The organism is Xanthobacter autotrophicus, from assembly GCF_030015065.1.
GTDB lineage: Bacteria > Pseudomonadota > Alphaproteobacteria > Rhizobiales > Xanthobacteraceae > Xanthobacter > Xanthobacter autotrophicus_D.
This window is the reverse complement of the sequence record NZ_JAIVFN010000029.1, coordinates 20,197-39,250: the sequence shown is the minus strand read 5'-3', so window position 1 is coordinate 39,250 and position 19,054 is coordinate 20,197. Positions and strand designations below refer to the sequence as shown.

General features: G+C 62.6%; 21 protein-coding genes and 1 tRNA gene. 3 read left to right on the top strand and 19 right to left on the bottom strand.

The window, feature by feature from the left end:
• Positions 1-93: 93 nt before the first annotated feature.
• From K9U40_RS08390 to K9U40_RS08310, 17 genes are all read right to left on the bottom strand, one after another.
• A complete protein-coding gene (locus tag K9U40_RS08390) occupies positions 94-1,674 on the bottom strand; it encodes a hypothetical protein (protein WP_282889759.1) in 1,581 nt (526 codons plus the stop codon).
• A gap of 7 nt (positions 1,675-1,681) precedes the next feature.
• Positions 1,682-3,283, bottom strand: a complete 1,602-nt coding sequence (locus K9U40_RS08385; RefSeq protein ID WP_282889758.1) for a terminase large subunit — start codon at positions 3,281-3,283, stop codon at positions 1,682-1,684.
• Positions 3,246-3,611: a phage terminase small subunit P27 family gene (locus tag K9U40_RS08380; RefSeq protein WP_282889757.1), complete on the bottom strand. Its 366-nt coding sequence runs from the start codon at positions 3,609-3,611 to the stop codon at positions 3,246-3,248. Before K9U40_RS08380 ends, K9U40_RS08385 begins: the two co-directional genes overlap by 38 nt.
• 17 nt (positions 3,612-3,628) lie before the next feature.
• Positions 3,629-3,961 carry a head-tail adaptor protein gene (locus tag K9U40_RS08375; protein WP_282889756.1) on the bottom strand — a complete coding sequence of 111 codons (333 nt, stop codon included), beginning with the start codon at positions 3,959-3,961 and terminating at the stop codon, positions 3,629-3,631.
• Positions 3,961-4,386 (bottom strand): tail completion protein gp17, encoded by a 426-nt coding sequence (gp17, locus tag K9U40_RS08370; protein WP_282889755.1) that lies wholly within the window; start codon positions 4,384-4,386, stop codon positions 3,961-3,963. The genes K9U40_RS08375 and gp17 overlap by 1 nt, the downstream gene beginning before the upstream one ends.
• Positions 4,383-4,778, bottom strand: a complete 396-nt coding sequence (locus K9U40_RS08365; RefSeq protein ID WP_282889754.1) for an HK97 gp10 family phage protein — start codon at positions 4,776-4,778, stop codon at positions 4,383-4,385. Before K9U40_RS08365 ends, gp17 begins: the two co-directional genes overlap by 4 nt.
• A 1-nt stretch (position 4,779) precedes the next feature.
• The gene (locus K9U40_RS08360) at positions 4,780-5,070 is read right to left on the bottom strand and encodes a head-tail connector protein (protein WP_282889753.1); all 291 of its coding nucleotides are present in this window, start codon (positions 5,068-5,070) and stop codon (positions 4,780-4,782) included.
• A gap of 114 nt (positions 5,071-5,184) precedes the next feature.
• Positions 5,185-6,546 carry a hypothetical protein gene (locus K9U40_RS24700; protein WP_349239420.1) on the bottom strand — a complete coding sequence of 454 codons (1,362 nt, stop codon included), beginning with the start codon at positions 6,544-6,546 and terminating at the stop codon, positions 5,185-5,187.
• A gap of 132 nt (positions 6,547-6,678) precedes the next feature.
• Positions 6,679-7,263, bottom strand: a complete 585-nt coding sequence (locus K9U40_RS08350; RefSeq protein WP_282889752.1) for a phage tail assembly chaperone — start codon at positions 7,261-7,263, stop codon at positions 6,679-6,681.
• Positions 7,263-8,447 carry a phage major capsid protein gene (locus K9U40_RS08345; protein WP_282889751.1) on the bottom strand — a complete coding sequence of 395 codons (1,185 nt, stop codon included), beginning with the start codon at positions 8,445-8,447 and terminating at the stop codon, positions 7,263-7,265. Before K9U40_RS08345 ends, K9U40_RS08350 begins: the two co-directional genes overlap by 1 nt.
• 13 nt (positions 8,448-8,460) lie before the next feature.
• A complete protein-coding gene (locus tag K9U40_RS08340; RefSeq protein WP_282889750.1) occupies positions 8,461-8,967 on the bottom strand; it encodes an HK97 family phage prohead protease in 507 nt (168 codons plus the stop codon).
• On the bottom strand, positions 8,964-9,278 hold the full coding sequence (locus K9U40_RS08335; protein WP_282889749.1) for a hypothetical protein: 315 nt from the start codon (positions 9,276-9,278) through the stop codon (positions 8,964-8,966). Before K9U40_RS08335 ends, K9U40_RS08340 begins: the two co-directional genes overlap by 4 nt.
• 5 nt (positions 9,279-9,283) lie before the next feature.
• Complete coding sequence (locus tag K9U40_RS08330) at positions 9,284-9,631, bottom strand: gene transfer agent family protein (protein WP_282889748.1); 348 nt, start codon at positions 9,629-9,631, stop codon at positions 9,284-9,286.
• A complete protein-coding gene (locus K9U40_RS08325; protein WP_282889747.1) occupies positions 9,628-9,834 on the bottom strand; it encodes a hypothetical protein in 207 nt (68 codons plus the stop codon). The genes K9U40_RS08330 and K9U40_RS08325 overlap by 4 nt, the downstream gene beginning before the upstream one ends.
• Positions 9,815-11,074, bottom strand: a complete 1,260-nt coding sequence (locus K9U40_RS08320; protein WP_282889746.1) for a phage portal protein — start codon at positions 11,072-11,074, stop codon at positions 9,815-9,817. The genes K9U40_RS08325 and K9U40_RS08320 overlap by 20 nt, the downstream gene beginning before the upstream one ends.
• Before the next feature lie 180 nt (positions 11,075-11,254).
• Complete coding sequence (locus tag K9U40_RS08315) at positions 11,255-12,877, bottom strand: DUF6538 domain-containing protein (RefSeq protein WP_282889745.1); 1,623 nt, start codon at positions 12,875-12,877, stop codon at positions 11,255-11,257.
• 90 nt (positions 12,878-12,967) lie between these two features.
• Positions 12,968-13,042 (bottom strand) — tRNA-Thr (locus K9U40_RS08310).
• Positions 13,043-13,318: 276 nt separating this feature from the next.
• Between K9U40_RS08310 and K9U40_RS08305 the strand changes: the two genes are divergently transcribed.
• The 3 genes from K9U40_RS08305 (at position 13,319) to K9U40_RS08295 (ending at position 16,305) form a co-directional block, all read left to right on the top strand.
• Positions 13,319-14,485 carry an ABC transporter ATP-binding protein gene (locus tag K9U40_RS08305; RefSeq protein ID WP_282889744.1) on the top strand — a complete coding sequence of 389 codons (1,167 nt, stop codon included), beginning with the start codon at positions 13,319-13,321 and terminating at the stop codon, positions 14,483-14,485.
• A gap of 87 nt (positions 14,486-14,572) precedes the next feature.
• Positions 14,573-15,490 (top strand): ABC transporter permease subunit, encoded by a 918-nt coding sequence (locus K9U40_RS08300; RefSeq protein ID WP_282889743.1) that lies wholly within the window; start codon positions 14,573-14,575, stop codon positions 15,488-15,490.
• The gene (locus K9U40_RS08295) at positions 15,487-16,305 is read left to right on the top strand and encodes an ABC transporter permease (protein ID WP_282889742.1); all 819 of its coding nucleotides are present in this window, start codon (positions 15,487-15,489) and stop codon (positions 16,303-16,305) included. The genes K9U40_RS08300 and K9U40_RS08295 overlap by 4 nt, the downstream gene beginning before the upstream one ends.
• A 216-nt stretch (positions 16,306-16,521) precedes the next feature.
• Here K9U40_RS08295 and K9U40_RS08290 read toward each other — a convergent pair whose 3' ends face one another.
• Together K9U40_RS08290 and K9U40_RS08285 are read right to left on the bottom strand one after the other, a co-directional pair.
• Positions 16,522-16,962, bottom strand: coding sequence for an META domain-containing protein (locus K9U40_RS08290; RefSeq protein ID WP_282889741.1), 441 nt, complete (start codon positions 16,960-16,962; stop codon positions 16,522-16,524).
• Complete coding sequence (locus tag K9U40_RS08285) at positions 16,962-19,028, bottom strand: hypothetical protein (RefSeq protein ID WP_282889740.1); 2,067 nt, start codon at positions 19,026-19,028, stop codon at positions 16,962-16,964. Before K9U40_RS08285 ends, K9U40_RS08290 begins: the two co-directional genes overlap by 1 nt.
• Between the last annotated feature and the right edge of the window lie 26 nt (positions 19,029-19,054).

Here is a 19,054-nt window from a genome sequence, read left to right as displayed (position 1 = left end):
GCGCCTCCAGGGCCACCTTCGCCTTGAACTGCGCTGAATAACGCTTCCTCTTCCCGGTCATCGGGCTCGTCCTTCCGTCAGGCCGAACCAAGCTTAACTCCCTGTCCGATTTTCGGGGACCACCTCACCACCACCAGCACGGGCGCCGCCGAAGCCGGAGAAGAGGGCGCCGACAAGGCCGGTCCCGGTGCTGCCTCCGAAGAGTCCAGCCAACGGCCCGCTGCCCAAAAGCGCGGCCTGCAAGCTGGCCTCGATCAGGCGCTGAATCAAATTATCCAAAGCGTTATTCACAGTCTGCGTCCCGGTCAATAGACCGGAGAGTGAAGACGTAAGCTCCTGCCCCGCAAAATCCTGAAGCTCGCGGGCGTGCTCCATCTTCACGCGTGCGTTTTCAAGATTTGACGCCGCCGTGGCATAGGCGCGGGATTCCTCATCGATCCGCGCTTTAATCTCCGGAGAGACTTCAACACCGTCCCGTCGAGCCTGCGCCAGAAGGTCGGTTTCCTTCCGCAAGCGGGCGGCCTCAAAGGCGGACTTGCCGAGGGCTGCTTGTTCCGCCTCAAGCGCGGCGATCTCGTCGCGGACCTTCACCACGTCCGCGTCGAAGCGCTCGCCGGGGGTGATGCCGATCTTTTTCGTCGGCGCCGGGGGCGTGTATTTCGGTGGCGTCCACAACTCCTGCCCATCAGTCTTGAAGCGCTCACCAGCGTTCAAGCGCTTCGCCAGTTCGGCGCGGGCGCGGTCCATCTCGTTTTCAATCGGCTTCACGTCCGGATTGCTGCCACCGAGTCGGAAGCTCTTCCAGAAATCAAAATTGCCGACGCTGGTCATGAACTCCTGCACCTTCGTTGCGAAATCATCGAATGCAATTGCAGTCGAGACGATGCCACCTTTCAGGCGCGTGCCGATGGTGTCTGAGAGCTTCTGAAAAGCTTTGTCGATCTCGGCACCCTTGGCGATAATATCCCGGTCCAGCACCACGCCAGCACCACGGGCGTCGGCCTGAAGCTGCTGAAGGCTCTTTGCGCTCGAGTCCAGGAACCGGACGAACTGTTCGCCACCCGTCCCGCCGAACACCTCATCGGCAATACGGATAGCCGGCGCGGTCTCAAACTTTTTCAAGCGCGCGATGATCTCATCAAAGAGTGCGACGGGGTTCTTCAGCTTCTCTTTCAGTTCGTCGGCGCTGTATCCGAGGCGCTGAAAAGCCTCCGCAGAACTGCCCTTCCCGGTGAGAACGAATTCGTCGGCGCGAAGCTGCATTTCCTTCAGGCCGTCCGTAAGGGCGTCGATGCTCACGCCGCTTTGCTTCGCGGCGTAGTCGAGGGCCTGAAACTGTTCCACGTCGATGCCGGCGCGTTGCGCCTCGCCCTTCAGCTCTGCGAGGGAGCGCGTCACGTCGCGGATGACGTTGGGGATCTCCGAGGCGCCACCAATGGCAAAACCGCCAAGCAAGCCGCCTGCGAACGCTGCGCCGATGCCCTTGATGCTGCCTGAAACTTTCTCCGCAGCGGCGCCCATGCTGGTCTCTAGGCGTTGTTTGGCACGTTCCGCACGCTTTTCCAGCGTCCCAAGGTGCTGGTCGCCGGACTGAGCAGCACGTCGAAAGCCGCGCTCAAGCGTCGAGGTATCGACTCCAAATCCAAGTTCAAGTTTACCGTCGTTTTCAGCCATGTGTGCCTCACAGATTCATGAATTTTGAGAAGTCGAAATTGGGATCATCAATCGCACGTCCCGGATTGTCGGAGTCGAACGCAAGTTTAACCGCCATTGCTGCTGCGATGGCGCCGTCGATCTTGTGTTCAGACTTCCCCTTGTGGAAACGCTTGTAGCCGTCCGCAGTGTCCACGGTGCGAACGTTCTCAAAGCACCAGCGCAGCACGGGGTTTCCACCATGGCTGAACTGCCCAGCCACAATGGCGCGTTCCAGTTCGTGCACGGCGGGGCACATGCTGCCGTTCGCCTGCGAGAACTGAAATACGGGAAGCCCCTTATTCATAAGAGCGTTGAGCGTCGGATTAGCCCCCTTTGGATCAACGCCGATCTGTTGAACGTTCAGTTCGCCGCATATTTCCACAAGGCGCCCATGAAAAAACTCGTAATCGATTGCAGCGCCTGGGGATTCTTCAATGAATTTCCTGTCCACCCATTCGCGGTAACCTGCGGTCTCGCGCCTCGCTAGTTGCTCTTTCGGAAGGAAAAACCAGGGCCGGACGATATAGCCGCCCTTGCCGTCTTTCCAGCAAGCGACAATGCACGTCATGTCATAGACCTGCGATAGGTCGATGCCCATCCAACAGGGTTCGCTCTTCAGCTTATCGAAGTCGATTTGATCGGCGCCGCCATCATAAACGCCCATATCCACGAAGGGGCTTACCGAGTTGTCCGCCCAAACGTTCAGATTGTACTGAAGGAAATTGGCCTTCGTGCTGGGGACGCTTTCGGCCTGCTTTGCCTGATCGCGCATGGCGGAAAGCGACTGATAGGGTGGATTGCAGGATAAGCCAGGATTGACGCGGAACCACACGCGTTCGTCGCGCCAATCCTCATCGGCGCTGGCCTCGAAAAGCACCGGAAGGACGGTTGGATTTACCTCCTCGCCACGGGCGATGCGCCGGGCCTGCTCATACTGAACCCACGCAATATGCTCGCGTCCCGCGCCGGCCGTCGAGGCGAGAATAACCAGCGGGTCGCTCTTCACAATAGAGCTTTCCAGCGCGTCCCATAGGTCGAGTGTCTGCCAGCTATGCAGCTCATCGCAGATGATCAGTGAAGGTGTGCGGCCGTGCTGCGTTTTTCCGTCACTGGAAAGGGATTCAAACGTGCTTCCGTGATATTTGGACGTGATCTTGTAACGCGAGTCCAGGAGCTTGCTAGCGCTGATCAGTCGCTTATCCATGCGGATGATGCCAGCCGCTTCCTTGTAAACAAGTGCGGCCTGTTTCCGATCCGCTGCGCCCGCGACGGCCTCGCCGCTAGGAACGCGTTCGGGTCCGAGCGTGTGCAGGAGCGCGAGGGCGGCACATAGTGTCGTCTTTCGATTGCCGCGCGGCAGGAGTATGGGAACGCGTTTGACGATGCGGTTTCCGTTAGCGTCGCGCGGGCCATAGATGCGCCGAACAAGGCGCTCGAACACAGGATCAACCTGAAACGCGTTTCCGGTGGCTTTGCTCTTCGGATGCTTCAGCGCCCGTAGGAACCGCACGGCGCGATCTCCGTCGCCGTTGGTATCCTCAATGGGGGAGCTATCGAAGAGCCAGGTCGGATGCGTCTTCGGAATCATCGTCGTCAACAATTGCCGGCCGCGAGCGCGACACAGGCGTAAGGCCGATCTCCGCAGCGATCTGGCGCGCTGTAGAAAGGGCCTTGTCCTGAAGGCGCACCATGCGAGGGTCGAGCACGGCGCCGGGTTTCTGTAGCTCGCGCTCGATCTCCCGCACCCTGCCCATGGCGACGCAAAAACCTTCCACCATGCCGAGGTCGGTTTGCGTGAGGTGACGCCTCTGCACCAGCACGGGGGCAACACGCTTCCACTCGCGCTTTGCGTCCGGTGAGAGCCACGTGGGCGGGCGAGGGGCTTCGGTGAGGGCGCCGCTATAGGTCACGATCATCCTAGGCTTGTTTCCTCTCAAGGTCCAATCCTCCGGCAATCGACCTGAAGCCCTTGCTTGCGACCGACTATCTTCAAGCCGACGATATCGAAGGTCTCGCCGCCCCAAATGACTCGATCCGTCATCTTCAGGCTGGGCGTGTATCGAATGAAGAAACTGGCCTTGATCGTGATCCGGCTTCCGGTGTCGGCCGGCTCTTCCTCTTGCGTGTGGTCGAGAAGTTCGGCGCGCACATCGAAAAGGGGCGTCCAAAGCGTGACGGTGTTGCCGAAATCGCCCACGGCAGTAGCGGCGCGCTCCACCGTCAGTTTTTCCAGGAGTGATCCAGCCCGAACGGGTGCGTTCTTCATCAAGCGGTCTCCTGCATGATCGCGTCCAGGCTCACAACGCCATGCGCGAGGTCCGCCTCGGTCGTGTCCCGGTCGGTGGTGACGCTCATCGAAAGCCCGTGCACGATCCAGCCGTCACCCTGCCACGGCGCCCACGCGACGCCTGAAAGCACCTTCGTGATGATGTGGGTGATGCGACGACAGAGAACGTTGCTGCCCTCGCCGCGTGTCCAGATATCGAGGTCGACGTAGGCGCGATGGTGCCACACCTCGTAATGATCTGGCGGCACTGCATCGCCGTTGCCGATGGCGACAAGGGGGCCGGCACCGGTCTCGGTAAAGGAGTCCAGCACCCTGTCGGCTGGGCAAAGCGCGATGAAATCGGGGCTGGAAATGAGCCGCTGCCGGACCTTTTTCGTCAAACAAAGCACCGGATCTAAGCTCATTTCTTGATCGCCTTCCGCAGTGCAGCCTTGTTCCTGTTCCGGAACTTCTGGCGCAGCATCTTCACAGTCGGCCACCAGAACTTGCGGCCCCTCATCTTCTTGCTGCCGTGCTCGACGATGTGGCCGTACCGGACCTTCTCATTGCCGGCGGTAACCATGACGGTGCCTTCCGGAACCGTCTGTGCGCCGCCACGGGAATAGGCCGGGGTGCGCTCGCCGCCAGGGGTTACCTTGATGCTGCGTTTCAGGTCGCCCTCTTCCACGGGTACCTTGCGGCGCACCTCGCGTGCGAACTGCTTGGCGTTGGCCTCCTGCGCCTTCAGCGCTTCGGCCTTGATGGCCTCTTCCTTCGCCTCAAGGAACGCCCGAAACTGATCTGCCATGCTCGCCATGTCAGTATGTCCAGCCGTCACGGTAGGTCGAAATAAGATCCTCGACGCCAAGCGGTAGCATGAACGCCTGTCCACCGAAGGTCGTGGCCTCACGGTTCGCGTAGAGGTGCGCGGCGTACATAAGAATTGCTTCCTCGATCGGGGCCGGAACACTGCCGTCGAATTTGTCGAAACCGCCGACCTTCTGCTTAATCATGTCGGTTGCGACGGCCAACTTCCGAGTCAGAAGGGCGTCGTCTTCATCGCCAAGGTCGCGGATGTGTGCCTTAAGATCTTCCAACGTCACAGCCATTCTTAAAACTCCAATTCCACAGAGACTCGCGCAAGCCTGCCCGCGCCGGTCCCTAGTCAATCGTCAGAAGTCTTTCACCACCCCGGGGTTACACTAGTATACAGTGTACTAGTGCTAATCGCGAATCATTGGCGTTTCGTCGCCTTTGCTTGCATGTGCGCGCTGAAGTTCAAAGAGGTTAGCTGTGAAGACTTTGTCGAGGGGATAGGCGCGGCGAAGGCGCGTGTGAAGTGTTAGTGGGTTTATGCCAAGGTGCTTGGCCCATTCGTTGACGCTCATGGTCATGCCGTCGAATGTGTATTGCTTCGGTTGCTTGGGCTGTTTCACAACCTTCACCTTCTGCGGCTTCGGCACCTTGACATTCGGTTCGTTCGGTACCTTCACCTTCGGTTGCTTTGGAGGCTTGGGCTGCTTGGGCTGCTTCTCAGCTTTGGGTGCGGGTGCAGGTTGCTTCTCAGGGGCCGGCGCAGGTCGATGGCTTTCCTCAAATGGATCGATAAGCGGAAGGTCTTCCGTGTCGAAATTGAAGCGGGTTAGAACGGCATCAATGGTGCGCTCGTAAGATCGCTCATCGTGGTCTTCATCGAAGCCCTGTGCGATCAGCGGTTCCTTGTCGGATGTTCGGTTTGCCGGTGTGCGGGATCTGCGCCAGTCGAGGAAGGCGGACGCTTTACCCTTCACTGCCTCGGTGTTTTTTGTGAACCATTCGCGCGCCAGTTCGATATGCTTGTCTCGGCAGTGTGCGCGGCGAGGGTCGGCCTCGATCTGGGCAATACACTCATCAAGTGTTGCCGGCATGATCACCATGCGGGCGTGCAGTTTTCGGCACCATGTGGCGCGTGCGGCTGGATCAGGGTCCGCAGTGATGAACCATGCACGCTTGAAGCTGTTGCGCTCACCAAGCATGCGCAGGGCTTTGTTCCGGATCTCCAATGCTTCACGGGCGAAGCTGCCGGGTGCCTCATACAAGGCCATGCCTGCGAGCTTTGCCATGATGGTGGGCATGTCGATGACAATGTCGTCGGGGCCGGCGCGTTCGGCCACATATGTGGATTTACCGGCTCCAGGCGCGCCAGCAACGATGGTGACGGGGCAGGTGGGCGGTTTATCGACGAAGGGGTGTGCAAGCGGGTTGCTGCCGCTGCGATGCTCTTCGCTTTGTTTTCTGCCGCTATGGCACCGGACGCATAGGGGTTGCCAGTTCTCACGCTGCCAGAACAGGTTGCTGTCGCCGCGATGGGGGCGAATGTGATCCACCACAGCGGCCTTGGCGCCGCAGGAGCAAATGGGGTGCTTCAGGAGGAAACCGGCGCGTGCTCGATCCCATTTCGTGCTGTATCCACGCTGGCGAGCATTCGGGCGGTTTTGATCAGCCTTAGCCTTGCGGGCGCGATCTCGAATGATCTGGCATTCGCATTTCATCCCATAGGGGACGATCTTGCCACATGAACAACGCCTGGGTGCCGCGAACGCCATTGTATTCCTGCTGAAAAGAAAAGATGTGGCCGTGTCACCTTGACCCTTGTTTGCCGGCCTCTCCAGAACGGCGGGGGCAGGGAGGTGACTTTTCGTTATTCGGCTGGCCACGTCGCCGTCATGATCCGCCCCCTAAGCTAAATTCTTCAGCGCCTGAAGGCCGACGCGGTCAAATGTGCTGTCCAGAGCTTGTTCGCGGGCCTGTTCGTCGCGCTCTTCCTCGGTCGGTTCATATCCAGGCTGGGTGCGACGCCAGACGTGCATTGCGTGCGCGATCTCGCGCGGCGTGGCGCTCCAGGCGGATTCGGGCGACCAATGGAGCACACCAGTTGCGAAACCGAAGAGTTCGGCGAGCGTCCGATTGAACTTCATAGAAGTGCCAGACGAATTCGACGTGTTCGGCTTCTCATCGGGATCGATGCCAGCGAGGTGCAGCGCGAAAATGTACAAGTCGAGGGCGACGTGTTCGACACGCTTGCGGAGCGGCTGGGGGCTGTAGGAAAGCCACGCCAGGGCGTCCCGGCGCTTGTCTTCGTCCTCGATCCCATGGGCGAAAAGATCGCCGATCAACGTCACGTTGTTTTTGAGGATCTTGCCGCAGAAATCCACGGGTTCGCCATGGGCCTCGGAAATCTTCAGGGCGCATCGCAGTGTCGGCCGAAGCCGGACGGTGGTGCCGTCCAGCTTCAGAATGGTGTCTTCGTCGAGAAGTCGCATTAGGCTGCGATCTTCATGCCCACGATGGCCTCGGGGCGAAGGAGCTTGGCGCCGACGCGGCGGTTCGCGTGGAACTTGGTGATGCCGTTCGTGGCGCCGGTATACGGGTCAACCAGCACACTAAAGGCGCTGCCGTTCTCGATGTGATCCACGATGCGGTAAGCACTCTTGAAGTCGCCGAAGAGCACCGGGACTGCGGAAGGCGCGTGGTCCGGCATCTCGGGAATCTCGATGACCGGGCGCCCGAGGATACGCTCGGGCGCGTCCTGCGAAAGTGCAGGCTGCCAGATATACGTGCCTGCCTCATCCTTCATCTTCCGCAGGAGCTTGAGAACGGTCGAATTCAGGAGCCACGAACCACGATTGCGGTAGGTCGCCGGAAGCGCATAGAAGGTGTCGAGCACGGAATTGTACTGGATACTGTCGGGCGCTGTCAGGGGCGCTTCCACGGTCACCAACGACGCGTCGGTGAGGATACCGCTGGGCTCCTTCACGCCGTCGCCGTTGAGGAACACCTCGGACTCGTTCTTCCCGTAGGCTTCGGCAATAGCGAGGCGAACCTCGGCTTCGGCCGCGCCCTGGGAGTCGCCGAGAAGGCGGTTCGTCACCGGAATGAAAAAGCCGGCTTCCTTGATCTTGATTTCCACCTGCCCGAACGCAATGGCCTCTTCGGTGCGGGCCTCGCCCTCGGAGAGCCACGTGATGTTCGGCCGGCCGGTGCGCTTGGGATAGAACACGGAAGACTTGGAAGTGTCGCGCACGTCTGCGAGCGCGCGGATGGGGCTGTACTCCACCAGTTCGCGCAGGATTTCCGCCGACATTTCAGGCGGCACCATGTAGCCGCCCTGGGCCGCCGTGGTGACGTTCAGGGCCTTGATTTCGTCGGCACCGAGGGCCTTTTCGCCGCGCCGGATGTAGGTCCCGAAAGCCTTGGTTTCGGCGTCGGCCTTGGTCTCGTCGGCCGACTTGCCGGTGATGATGCCGGGGCGGCTCAGGCGGGCCTCGATCTTGGCGAGCGACGCCTTGAGCGCGTCCAGCTCGCCGGCATCGGCGCCGCCTGCGGACTTGGTTTCGATGGCCTTCAGGCGCTCGTCAACGGACTTGGTGAGGTCGTCGAGGGCGGCAGTGACCGCGTCAACGGGGTCCGCGTCCTTGAGTTCAATAATGGGGAAATGCTTGGTCACGTAGCGAAGTCCTTTACTTGGAACGAAGAGCCGCAGCGGCTCGGGAAATAGCCTCAGCGATGGCGAATGCCGCTGCGGCGGATTTGGCGGAAGTGACGCGGGCGCCGGGATGGCTGGGCACGGTCACAAGACTCACCTCGACAAGGTCGAGGGCGGAAATCACACGCCCACGGGCGCCGACGCGGGGCGCTGCCTTGCGGGTGCTGAAGCCGATGGAAAGCCCTCCCACGGCGCCGCTACGCACCAGGGCGCGGACTTCACGGGCGCGGGGCATGTCATCAACCAGGAGCCGCCCCTTCACCACGAAGCCGGAGGCGGTCTCAGCGGCGGATTCCCACACGCCTACTGCGTCGTTCGGATCGTGGCCGAATAGGAGCGGCAGGGGCGTGCGGACACCAGCAAAGGCACCCTTCTCGATCATGTCGCCGACGCGGTCGGGGGTGCCGAAGGGCCACGCGACACCTTCGATGGCGCCGGCATCGTCCACCGTGAAGGTGGATTTGAGTTCAAGCCGGTTCAAGCTGCCGCCCAACGAACCTTGTCGCCCTTGTTCGCGAGAATCACGCGATCGGCGCCCGCATAGACGCGGTACATCGGGGTGCTTGCCGCTGCGGGGTCCGGCCCAACATAGACCTTGGCGTCCACAGCCGGCTGAATCAGAAACGCGGACTGCACGCGAAGCCGATCATTGAAGTCAGGGAGGGTCGCAACGTTGACGGTCGTGGCCGGGGCCGGAAGGTCTTCAGACCAAACCGCGTGGCCGAAAAGGTCGGTGCTTCCGCCGATGGTGGTAATCGAGCCGTGAAGCACGGAAATACCTGAAAAAGCCATTCAAATTACTCCTGAGTATTGGTTTTTGTGGTGTCTTCGTCGGGTTCCGGGGTGCCGTCCCAAGCCGCCGCAAGGATCTCGACTGCGAGGGTGTGAACCGACCTCAACGATACGCCGTCCACATAGACGGCAATGAGATTCGCGGCCTGTTCGTGCGAAGTACCCGCGCCGATCAGACCGTGGCGCACGGTCTCGATAAGCTCGACGTGGTGAAATCGGCCGCTGACGACACGCTGCGACAACTCGCCGATGCCGATATTCAAAAGCTTTTCGAGCCGCACAATCTGCGTGCCGGAGAGATTAAATTCATATTCGCCGTCGCCAAGAAAGCGCTTGATGCGGGTCGAGGTCACGCGCCGACTCCGATCTTGTCGAGGTCGAGCACGATACGGCCGTCATGCTGGCGCTCAGCATGCTTGGCGAAATCGCATTTCCGATTTGCGGGCGGCAGGGGCGCGCCAGAGGTCGCGACGCTCTTCAGCATATCCACGGCCTGGGAGAAGGGACCGTGCGCCGCTGCGAATGCCGCAGCGATTTCAGGCAGGTTTGTCAGCATTGGTGTTGTCCGGAATGGTGGAAGACGTGGTGTTGGGATTGATGAATTCGTCGCCACCTTCGTAAGGCGGAAGGTTTTCTTGTGCCCGCGCCTCATTGGGCGACAGGATGCGCGAAGCAATGCGCTTACCCTGCGCTTCAGCACGGTCCAGCGGGTTCATTCGCAGGAAGTTGTCAGTCAGGAATTCCGCGAAGTATTCCTCTTGCTCGTCAGGCGTAAGGAGCTTCATATAGATCTCGTCTTCCCAACGGGTGAGCCAATCGCTCAGCGAACCGTCGAGGAATTCTTGACGCTCAGCCGTGATGTTGTCCCAAGTCGCGCGACCCATCTCAAAGAGTGAGTGCGGCGGAACGCCAAAGACGCGCGCGATCTCTACAACCTGTTCCTTGCGGGTTTCGAGAAACTGCGCGTCAACACTGCTGAAACTGATCGGCTTGTAGTCTTGCACTCCCGGCATCATGGGCGTGCCGTACATGTTTCCGCCAGCCGTGCGAGCCATCCATGCTTTGCGAGCGTTATCCAGAGTGGTTTCTGGCATGCCGGGAAGCATGAGAATCATCCCGGACGGGCGTGCCATGTTCTCAAAGAATAGCTTGCCGTGCTCTTCTAGGAGCATGCTCAGCATGATTGCCTTCTGGCACTCATTTACCGGAGAGTCGCCAACGTAATCACAGGCGCCGGTGTTCCGGATGTGGAAGATGGCAGATGCAGGATAGGTGGTTTCTTCGGCGCCGCCGCCATGCCGTACGAAATAAACCGGCGCATATGTCAGTTCGTCATATTCGACGCGGACATAATTAGGCGGGATATGCCAAAGCTCGGTGAAATATTCGTTCCGATTGATCAGTGCATAGGCGTTCCCGTGAAGAAGCGCGTTGCGCATCATGATTTCACGGAAGTGCGAGGCTGACATAAACTCATTGGCGCGCCGATGCAGCACCTTATACAGCGGATGATCGGTTGCGCGGGATTTGGAATTGCTGTCGCCGCGCTTGTAGAGGTGCAGCGGCATCGTCGAGACGGCGGACGAAAGCACGGAAATGGCGCGTCGCACGGGCGGACACTTCATGGCAGTGTCGGGCGTTACGTTAATATGGAGCTTGCCGTCAGGCGACGGGGTGCCGAAAAACAGCCAACTCGCGTTGCCCGTGGATGGCTGCGGAGGCGCCGGAAGAGAGGGCGCGGCCTTTGTTTCGGTCACCTGCTGGCGAGGAAAGGGCCAGAAATCGAGAATGCCCATTTAGAAAGAACACGTCCTATTCGCTATATCCATTAGGATAACACGAATCTCACGTGGAATAGACCGTTTCGTCGAATTAATTGAGAAAAATTCGCAGATAGTGGAGTGAGATTGACGGAAGCCTAGAAAGTGCCGCTGTCAATCTGTGTTGATCTTGAATAATCGGCCGTGCGCTCCTATCTAGGCGGCGCTCTGGTCGGCCTTTTTCGCGATTGTATAGTGTGGCATTTGTTTGATTGCCGCGTAGGCGGCTTTAAGTGTCACGTCGCCATAGTCCTCGCCGGCCGTGCGTGCGGCGTGGCCTTGGATCTTGTCTATGACGCGGGGATCAAGTCCAAGCTCGCGGGCCACTGTCTTGAACCGATGGCGCCAGCCGTGGTTCGGGTCCACCTCGGCAGCAATGACGTTCAGCGCGCGAACCCACATGGCGAGCCGCCCCGCAATCTGTTTGGAGGGATGGGACTTCCCGGCGCGGTTCGGATTATCGACATAGAAGAGCGGGCCGTCTGGCGCGGCCTTCACGAAGTCGAGGAAGCCCATCTCGACAATTTGCGGGTGAAGCGGCGCGTCGCGATATTGGCCCGACTTCACACTGCCGGCTTCTGGCGCGATACGCACAAAGGCAATGCCGTTTTCCTCGCGGACGTCCTGCTTCCGGAGTTGCGTCATTTCGGCGACGCGGGCGCCGGTATGCGCGCACAACCAGGGCACCCAACGTTTCGCCGCCGTCATGGGCGCTGATTCACGGGTGCGTGGATTGTCGGAGTGCGCGGGGGAATGGTTGCGCGCGGCCTTCAGGACGGCTTTCGCCTCGTCGAGGGTGAAGCCTTTCTCGCGGTTGCGTACCTTCTTCAGGACACGCACCTTCACCTCTTTCGCGGGGTTCGCCTTCAGGCGGTCATTGTCCACCGCCCATTGGAAGACGGCTCGAAGGGCAGCAACGTTGGTGTCGCGCACCGTCTTCGGCGACATGGTGGTGAGCAAGGCGTCTTTCCAGGCGACCACGTCCGCCTTGGTTAGGCGCGAAGCGTCATCATGTCCGAGGTGCCGGACGAACTGCTTAAAGCCGGGCGTCCAGCGCTTCTCTGCCTCTGCCCCGCGTCCAGAGGCGCGAAGCTCGGTGAGGTAGCCGTCTAGAAGGTCGAGGATAGAGACGCGGTCGCGCTTGGCCTGTGTGGGCGCTGGGGAGGGCTTCAGGGCCGGGTGTGCCGGTTCGGCTTCGGGCTGGCCTTCGTCGCGCTCTTTCTGCCGCTGAAGAACCTCCAATTGGATTCCGGCAAGGGTGCGAGCCAGGGCGCGCCATTCGGGGGTGCCGGGCTCAGCCTTAGTCAGCTTGTCGGCGGCATAGGCGTCAATGGCCCATCCGATGGTCGCGCCGATCTTGTCATCTGGTGCGATGCCGGAAACGACTTCCCTAAGGGCAGATGTGTACCCGCCCTCGAAAAGGCGTCGATAGGTGGCTCGGTCGTGCCCGATCTTGGCCAGGGCGCCACTGTCGCGAAGGGCCGCGTCTTCGTCGAGCTGACTTTGATAGTGGTGGTGGGCAAGCTTCGCGGCGTCCAGGGTGCGAGCAAGCCGGGGAGGGGCGCCGCTGCCCTGTGCCAGCTTGAGGCGGGCGTCGTCCAAAATCGCGTGGAAGCGCGCGAGCACGGCATGGGAGCGGCGTTCAGCTTCCCTTGCGTTGCCGCCTAGGGATTCGTGAAGCTCGGACTTGCCGACAATCTCGCGAAGCTCCTTCGGCACGCCCACGCGCACGAAGAAGGTGGTGCCCCGCTGCCTCAGATGCCTTGCCTTGCCGGCCATGTCCGCCTCGGTTTTGGACAAACTTTGGACGGAGCTTTGGACAGGATGCGAGGATTTGCAAGGGTTTCTAGCGTTTGCAACGCTTTGGAATGGTGCTGCGAGAGAGGATTGAACTCTCGACCTCTCCCTTACCAAGGGAGTGCTCTACCACTGAGCTACCGCAGCGCGCCGGGTGGGCCTTGGGATGCTCCGCGAGGGAAAATGCCGCCGGCCCGGAAGGCGACGGGCATCGCCGTCGTCAGGCGGCCTCCTCTGCCACATGCGGGGGGCACGTGCAAGGGGGTGATGCATCTTGAGGGGGGAAGATGGCACTTCTCCCCAGCCGCGATCCGCCCGCTCGCCTGAGCAGCCGCAGCGATGCATTTTTGCGCGTGCACACGGCTTGAGCGTTTCCGTTTCCCCGGTTAGCCTCCATTCCACGAGGCCAGCTCGGGGGACATGATGGCTGCGGACAAGGCGCGGAAGGAAACCATCGGCGCCGTCCGGCGCTCGTTCGCCCCCTGGGCCGATCCCGGCAAGACCCCGCTTATCCGGTTCGAGAATGTAGTGAAGCGCTTCGGCGACTTCACCGCGGTGGATCATGTGAGCCTCGACATCTACGAGCGCGAGTTCTTCGCCCTGCTCGGTCCCTCCGGCTGCGGCAAGACGACCCTCATGCGCATGCTCGCCGGTTTCGAGGAGCCGTCCGAGGGCCGCCTCACCCTGGCGGGGGAGGACCTCGCCGGCGTGCCGCCCTACCGGCGGCCGGTGAACATGATGTTCCAGTCCTACGCCCTGTTCCCGCACATGAATGTTCAGGACAACATCGCCTTCGGCCTCAAGCAGGACAAGATGGGCAAGGGCGAGATCGACGCCCGCGTCGAGGAGATGCTGAAGCTGGTGAAGCTGGAGAAGTTCGCGAAGCGCAAGCCGCACCAGCTCTCCGGCGGCCAGCGCCAGCGCGTGGCCCTCGCCCGGTCGCTGGCCAAGCGGCCCAAGGTGCTGTTGCTGGACGAGCCTCTGGGCGCCCTCGACAAGAAGCTGCGCGAGGAAACCCAGTTCGAGCTGATGGACCTGCAGATGGACCTCGGCATGACCTTCCTGATCGTCACCCACGACCAGGAGGAGGCCATGACGGTGGCCGACCGGATCGCGGTGATGAACAACGGCGTGCTGGTGCAGGTGGCCCCGCCGGCGGTGATCTACGAGCAGCCGGCCACCCGCTATGTGGCGGACTTCATCGGTGAGGTGAACCTCATCGAGGGCACCATCACCCAGACGGGGCAGGACGAGACGCACCTCTCCTCGCCGGTCACGCCCTTTCCCCTCGTGGTGGCGCAGACGATGGACTGCAAGGCGGGGGACACGGCCTGCATCGCCATCCGCCCCGAGAAGCTGCGCATCGCCCTGGAGCCGCCGGCGGACCAGACCGAGAACGTGTTCGAGGGCGAGATCTGGGATATCGGCTATCTGGGCGACCTCTCCATCTACCATGTGGAACTGGCCTGCGGGCAGCGGATCAAGGTCTCGCAGCCGAACCTGTCGCGGGTGGTGGCGCGGCCCATCTCGTGGGATGACAAGGTCTGGGTGACCTTCGCGCCCCATGCCGGCGTCGTGCTGACCCGATAGAGGCGTCGCGCGCGCATCCTGCGCGAGACGGACCAACTGGTTGTTTTGACACGTTTTCGTCACGCGGAAACGCTCTGGGAGGCGATCATGGCGATGGCGGGGGAGAAGGGGCGGGGCCGCTGGTTCGTGATCGCGGTGCCCTATCTGTGGCTCCTGGCGCTGTTCCTCGCGCCGTTCCTCATCGTGTTCAAGATCTCGCTGTCGCAGGACGTGGTGGCCCAGCCGCCCTACGCGCCGACCCTCGACCTGGCGCAGGGCTGGGCCGGCTTCACCGAGTTCCTGTCCGGCCTGTCCTTCGCCAATTATGGCTATGTGCTGGATTTCTCGAACGAGTTCCTCGAGGCCTACGGCTCCAGCCTCGTCATCGCCTCGATCTCCACCGTGCTGCTGCTGCTGGTGGGCTACCCCATCGCCTATGGCATGGCGCGGGCGCCCCGATCCATCCAGCCGACACTGCTGATGCTGGTGATCCTGCCGTTCTGGACCTCCTTCCTTATCCGCGTCTATGCGTGGATCGGCATCCTCTCGCCGGAAGGGCTGCTCAATCAGGGGTTGATGGCGCTGGGCGTGATCGACACTCCGCTCGAGATCCTCAACACCAACCTCGCCGTCTATATCGGCATCGTCTATTCCTACCTGCCCTTCATGGTGCTGCCGCTCTATGCGGCGCTGGAAAAGCTCGATCTGACGCTGCTCGAGGCCGCCGCCGATCTCGGCTGCCCGCCGTCCAAGGCGTTCTGGACCATCACCTTTCCGCTCTCCCTGCCGGGCGTGGCCGCCGGCGCGCTGCTCTGCTTCATCCCGGCGGTGGGTGAGTTCGTCATCCCCGATTTGCTGGGCGGCTCGGACACGCTGATGATCGGCAAGTCGCTTTGGACGGAATTCACCGTGAACCGCTCCTGGACGGTGTCGTCCGCGGTGGCGGTGCTGCTGCTGCTCGTTCTGGTGGTGCCCATCGTGATCTACCAGAACATCCAGCAGCGCGAGCTGGAGGCGGGCAAATGAAAAAGGGCCTCAGCTGGTTCAACGTCACGTCCATCGTGCTGGGCTTCGCCTTCCTCTACATCCCGATCCTGCTGCTGGTGATCTATTCCTTCAACGCCTCGCGGCTCGTCACCGTGTGGGCGGGCTTCTCCACGCAATGGTACTGGGCGCTGCTGGAGAATGAGCAACTCATCGACGCGGCCTGGGTGACGCTGCGCATCGCTTTCTTCTCGTCGCTGGTGGCCACCGTGCTCGGTACCATGGCGGCGCTGGCGATGACGCGCTACGGGCGCTTTCCGGGGCGGACCCTGTTCTCTGGCATGATCTACGCGCCTCTCGTCATGCCCGAGGTGATCACCGGCCTCTCCATGCTGCTGCTGTTCGTGGCGGTGAATTTCGATCGCGGCTTCTGGACCGTGCTGCTCGCCCACATCACCTTCACCATGTGCTTCGTGGCGGTGGTGGTGCAGTCGCGGCTCGTCACCTTCGACCGCGCGCTGGAGGAGGCCGCCCTCGACCTTGGCTGCCCGCCGTTCAAGACCTTCTTCAAGATCACGCTGCCGCTGATCCTGCCGGCGGTGGTGTCCGGCTTCATGCTTGCCTTCACCCTGTCGCTGGACGATCTGGTCATCGCCAGCTTCACCACCGGCCCGGGCGCCACCACGCTGCCCATGCGCATCTATTCGCAGGTGCGCCTCGGGGTGACGCCGGAGATCAACGCGGTCTGCACCATCCTCATCGCCATGGTCACAGTGGTGGTCATCATCGCTTCGGTCATGACCAAGCGGGCCGAGAACATGCGGCAGGCGGAAGAGCGCGCCGCCATGATGCAATAGAGCGCGATCCGATCAGATGGAATCCATCTGATCGGATCGCGCTCTAAGTTCAAGAAAGAGAACGCGTTGCCCGATCAGCTTGCATCGCAAGCTGATCGGGCAACGCGTTCTCTAGGGGGACGGCAGGCGGTTCGGCCGGGCGCTTCCCCGCTTCCATCCCATTGAGCAGACGCGCTGTCTTCACGCGAGCCGGGCTCCACCGCGCTCGAAATCGCTTTACCTGGTGGAGAATGTGACCAGCTCGGTGCCGGTGAGGTCGAGCAGGATCAGCTTGCGCCGCAGCGGATCGATCCGCCAGCCCTGCGTTCGTTCCAGCGCCAGCAGGAACTTCTGCTCCTGCGCTATGACGGCGGGGGTGCAGGCCATGCGGCTGGCGGAAAGCGCGCCGAAGCGCAGGGAAGCGCCCGCCAGCTTGGCTTTCCCGCTGTAGCGGTTGCAGCCGCCGGTGCCGGATACGGCGCCGTCCGCGCCGAGCACGAGCGTGCTCTGGACCCGATCCAGCACCCCGCCGCCACCGATGTCCTCCGCCAGCCATTCGCCGACCGGGGTGAGGGGCTTGTCCTGCGCCCCCGCCGGCATGGTCCACAGGGCGGCGAGCATCAGCCCGACGCTCATCATGCGGCGGCGCGTGAGACGGGCAGAGGTGCGCAGGGCCATCACCGGCCCTCCCGCACCCAGGCGGCGGTGAGCGCGCCCAGCAGCAGCAGGAGGCCGGAGAGCCCGGCGAACAGCGGGAACAGGCCGATGCCCCGCACCACGGAGACGTCACGGGTGCGCAGGCCCATCCAGTCTTCGCCGGCGAGCCGGTCGGACGCGGAAACCTGCACCAGGCGCGGCACCGAGCCACCAAGGTCCGCGAGCCGCCACACCCCGCCTCCGGTAGCCGCCGCCACGGGGGCGAGAACATCACGGGTGCTTGTCACCTCGGCAAATTCCTTCGGGTTCAGCGGGCCGATATTGGCGAGTGCCGTCAGCGTGCCGTTGGAGGCGCGCCACAGGCCCAGTTCGTCGGCCGGCGTCGCCGCCCGCCACAGGCCTGGCTCGGCCTGGGCAAGGGTAAGGGGGCGCAGGGCCCCGGACGGGGTGGTGACGGTGGCGGGGGGAACGCTCTCGGCCATGGTCTGGCGCTCCACCACAAGATCGCGCCCGGAGACGGTGAGCTTCAGGCGCTCCTCCTCCAGGTCCGGCTCCTTCATGAGCCAGTGGGAGAGCCGACGCAAGAGGTCGATGTGCGGGCCGCCGCCTTCATAGCCGCGCGCCCAGAGCCAGATATGGTCGGAGAGCAGCAGCGCGACGCGCCCTTCGCCCACCCGGTCCACCAGCAGCACCGGCTTGTCGCCGGGGGCGCTCATGAGGCTGGTGCCCGAGCGCGCCTGGGCGTCAATGACGCGGAAGAAGCGGCTCCAGTGGGGCGGGTCGGTCTCCGAGCCGGGCAAGGCGCGGGTCACCGGATGGCGCTTGCCGGGATCGGTGAGGCGGGCGTGATAGGGCGCATCCGTCGCGTCGCCGCGGGGCACGCCGGGCAGGATCTCTTCCAGCGGCGTATTGTAGAGCGAGCCGGTGTCGAGGAAGTCCGTGCCCGCCGCCACCAGAACCGCGCCACCGGCACGGACATAGCGCACGATGTTGTCGAAATAGACCTGCGGCAGCACGCCCTGCTGGGCGTAGCGGTCGAAGATGATCAGGTCGAAATCCTTGATCTTGGTCTGGAACAATTCGCGCGTCGGGAAGGCGATGAGCGAGAGCTCGTTGATGGGCGTGCCGTCCTGCTTTTCCGGCGGGCGCAGGATGGTGAAGTGGACAAGGTCCACATTGGCGTCGCTCTTCAGCAGGTTGCGCCAGGTGCGCTCGCCCACGTTCGGCTCGCCGGAGACGAGCAGCACGCGCAGCTTGTCGCGCACGCCGTCGATGGCGACGGCGGTGCGGTTGTTCACCAGCGTCAGTTCGCCCTCGAGCGCCGGCACCTCGAACTCGACGATGTTGGGCCCGGCATGGGTGATGTCCACGTCCACGGACGTGCTGCGCCCGGCGGTGACGGTGGGCCGGGCAATGACCTCGCCGTCGCGGCGGATGGTGACGGCGACGCGGGCGCCGGCGGGGGCGCCTTCGTCGGTCACCTTGAAGGTCACGGACTGCTTCTGGCCGACAATGCCGAAGCGCGGCGTCTTCTCCAGCGCCACGCGGCGGTCGCGCTCGCCGGTGCGGCCGGTGACGAGGGCATGCACCGGAGCCGAAAAGCCCAGCGCCTGCGGATTTTCCGGCACGTCGTGGACGCGGCCGTCGGTGATCAGGATGGCGCCGGCCACCCGCTCCGGCGGCACATCGGCAAGGCCGGCGGACAGGGCCGAGAACAGGCGCGTGCCGTCGGCGGAGCCGTCGCCCGCATCGGCCTCGACGGTGCGCACCTCGATGCCGGAGAGCTTGCCCAGCCGCTCGGCGAGGACCGCGCGGGCGACTTCCGTCTGCTGGGTGCGCTCGCCAAAGGACTGGCTGGCGCTCTTGTCCACCACCACCGCCACAACGGAGGTGAGCGGCTCGCGCTCCTCCCGCGTGAAGGAGGGGTTGGCGAGGGCAAGCAGCCCCACCGCCAGCGCCAAAGCACGGAACACGGCGCCGCGGGTGCGCGAGGCGAGGAGCAGTCCCGCCAGCACCAGCGCCAGCACGCCGACGGCGATCAGCAGCGGCAGCGACAGGAAGGGGGAGAAGGTGACGCCGTAGCTCATGCGCCGGCGTCCGCTGCGCGTGGGTG

Bases quoted from the DNA above. Each gene is read 5' to 3' on its own strand.
- K9U40_RS24700 (WP_349239420.1), bottom strand. From the start codon at position 6,546: ATGGCGTTCGCGGCACCCAGGCGTTGTTCATGTGGCAAGATCGTCCCC.
- K9U40_RS08290 (WP_282889741.1), bottom strand. From the start codon at position 16,962: ATGGCCCTGCGCACCTCTGCCCGTCTCACGCGCCGCCGCATGATGAGC.
- K9U40_RS08315 (WP_282889745.1), bottom strand. From the start codon at position 12,877: ATGGCCGGCAAGGCAAGGCATCTGAGGCAGCGGGGCACCACCTTCTTC.
- K9U40_RS08360 (WP_282889753.1), bottom strand. From the start codon at position 5,070: ATGGCTGTGACGTTGGAAGATCTTAAGGCACACATCCGCGACCTTGGC.
- K9U40_RS08390 (WP_282889759.1), bottom strand. From the start codon at position 1,674: ATGGCTGAAAACGACGGTAAACTTGAACTTGGATTTGGAGTCGATACC.
- K9U40_RS08385 (WP_282889758.1), bottom strand. From the start codon at position 3,283: ATGATTCCGAAGACGCATCCGACCTGGCTCTTCGATAGCTCCCCCATT.
- K9U40_RS08335 (WP_282889749.1), bottom strand. From the start codon at position 9,278: ATGGCTTTTTCAGGTATTTCCGTGCTTCACGGCTCGATTACCACCATC.
- K9U40_RS08300 (WP_282889743.1), top strand. From the start codon at position 14,573: ATGGCGATGGCGGGGGAGAAGGGGCGGGGCCGCTGGTTCGTGATCGCG.
- K9U40_RS08305 (WP_282889744.1), top strand. From the start codon at position 13,319: ATGGCTGCGGACAAGGCGCGGAAGGAAACCATCGGCGCCGTCCGGCGC.
- K9U40_RS08285 (WP_282889740.1), bottom strand. From the start codon at position 19,028: ATGAGCTACGGCGTCACCTTCTCCCCCTTCCTGTCGCTGCCGCTGCTG.
- K9U40_RS08380 (WP_282889757.1), bottom strand. From the start codon at position 3,611: ATGATCGTGACCTATAGCGGCGCCCTCACCGAAGCCCCTCGCCCGCCC.
- K9U40_RS08375 (WP_282889756.1), bottom strand. From the start codon at position 3,961: ATGAAGAACGCACCCGTTCGGGCTGGATCACTCCTGGAAAAACTGACG.
- K9U40_RS08295 (WP_282889742.1), top strand. From the start codon at position 15,487: ATGAAAAAGGGCCTCAGCTGGTTCAACGTCACGTCCATCGTGCTGGGC.
- gp17 (WP_282889755.1), bottom strand. From the start codon at position 4,386: ATGAGCTTAGATCCGGTGCTTTGTTTGACGAAAAAGGTCCGGCAGCGG.
- K9U40_RS08325 (WP_282889747.1), bottom strand. From the start codon at position 9,834: ATGCTGACAAACCTGCCTGAAATCGCTGCGGCATTCGCAGCGGCGCAC.
- K9U40_RS08320 (WP_282889746.1), bottom strand. From the start codon at position 11,074: ATGGGCATTCTCGATTTCTGGCCCTTTCCTCGCCAGCAGGTGACCGAA.
- K9U40_RS08365 (WP_282889754.1), bottom strand. From the start codon at position 4,778: ATGGCGAGCATGGCAGATCAGTTTCGGGCGTTCCTTGAGGCGAAGGAA.
- K9U40_RS08350 (WP_282889752.1), bottom strand. From the start codon at position 7,263: ATGCGACTTCTCGACGAAGACACCATTCTGAAGCTGGACGGCACCACC.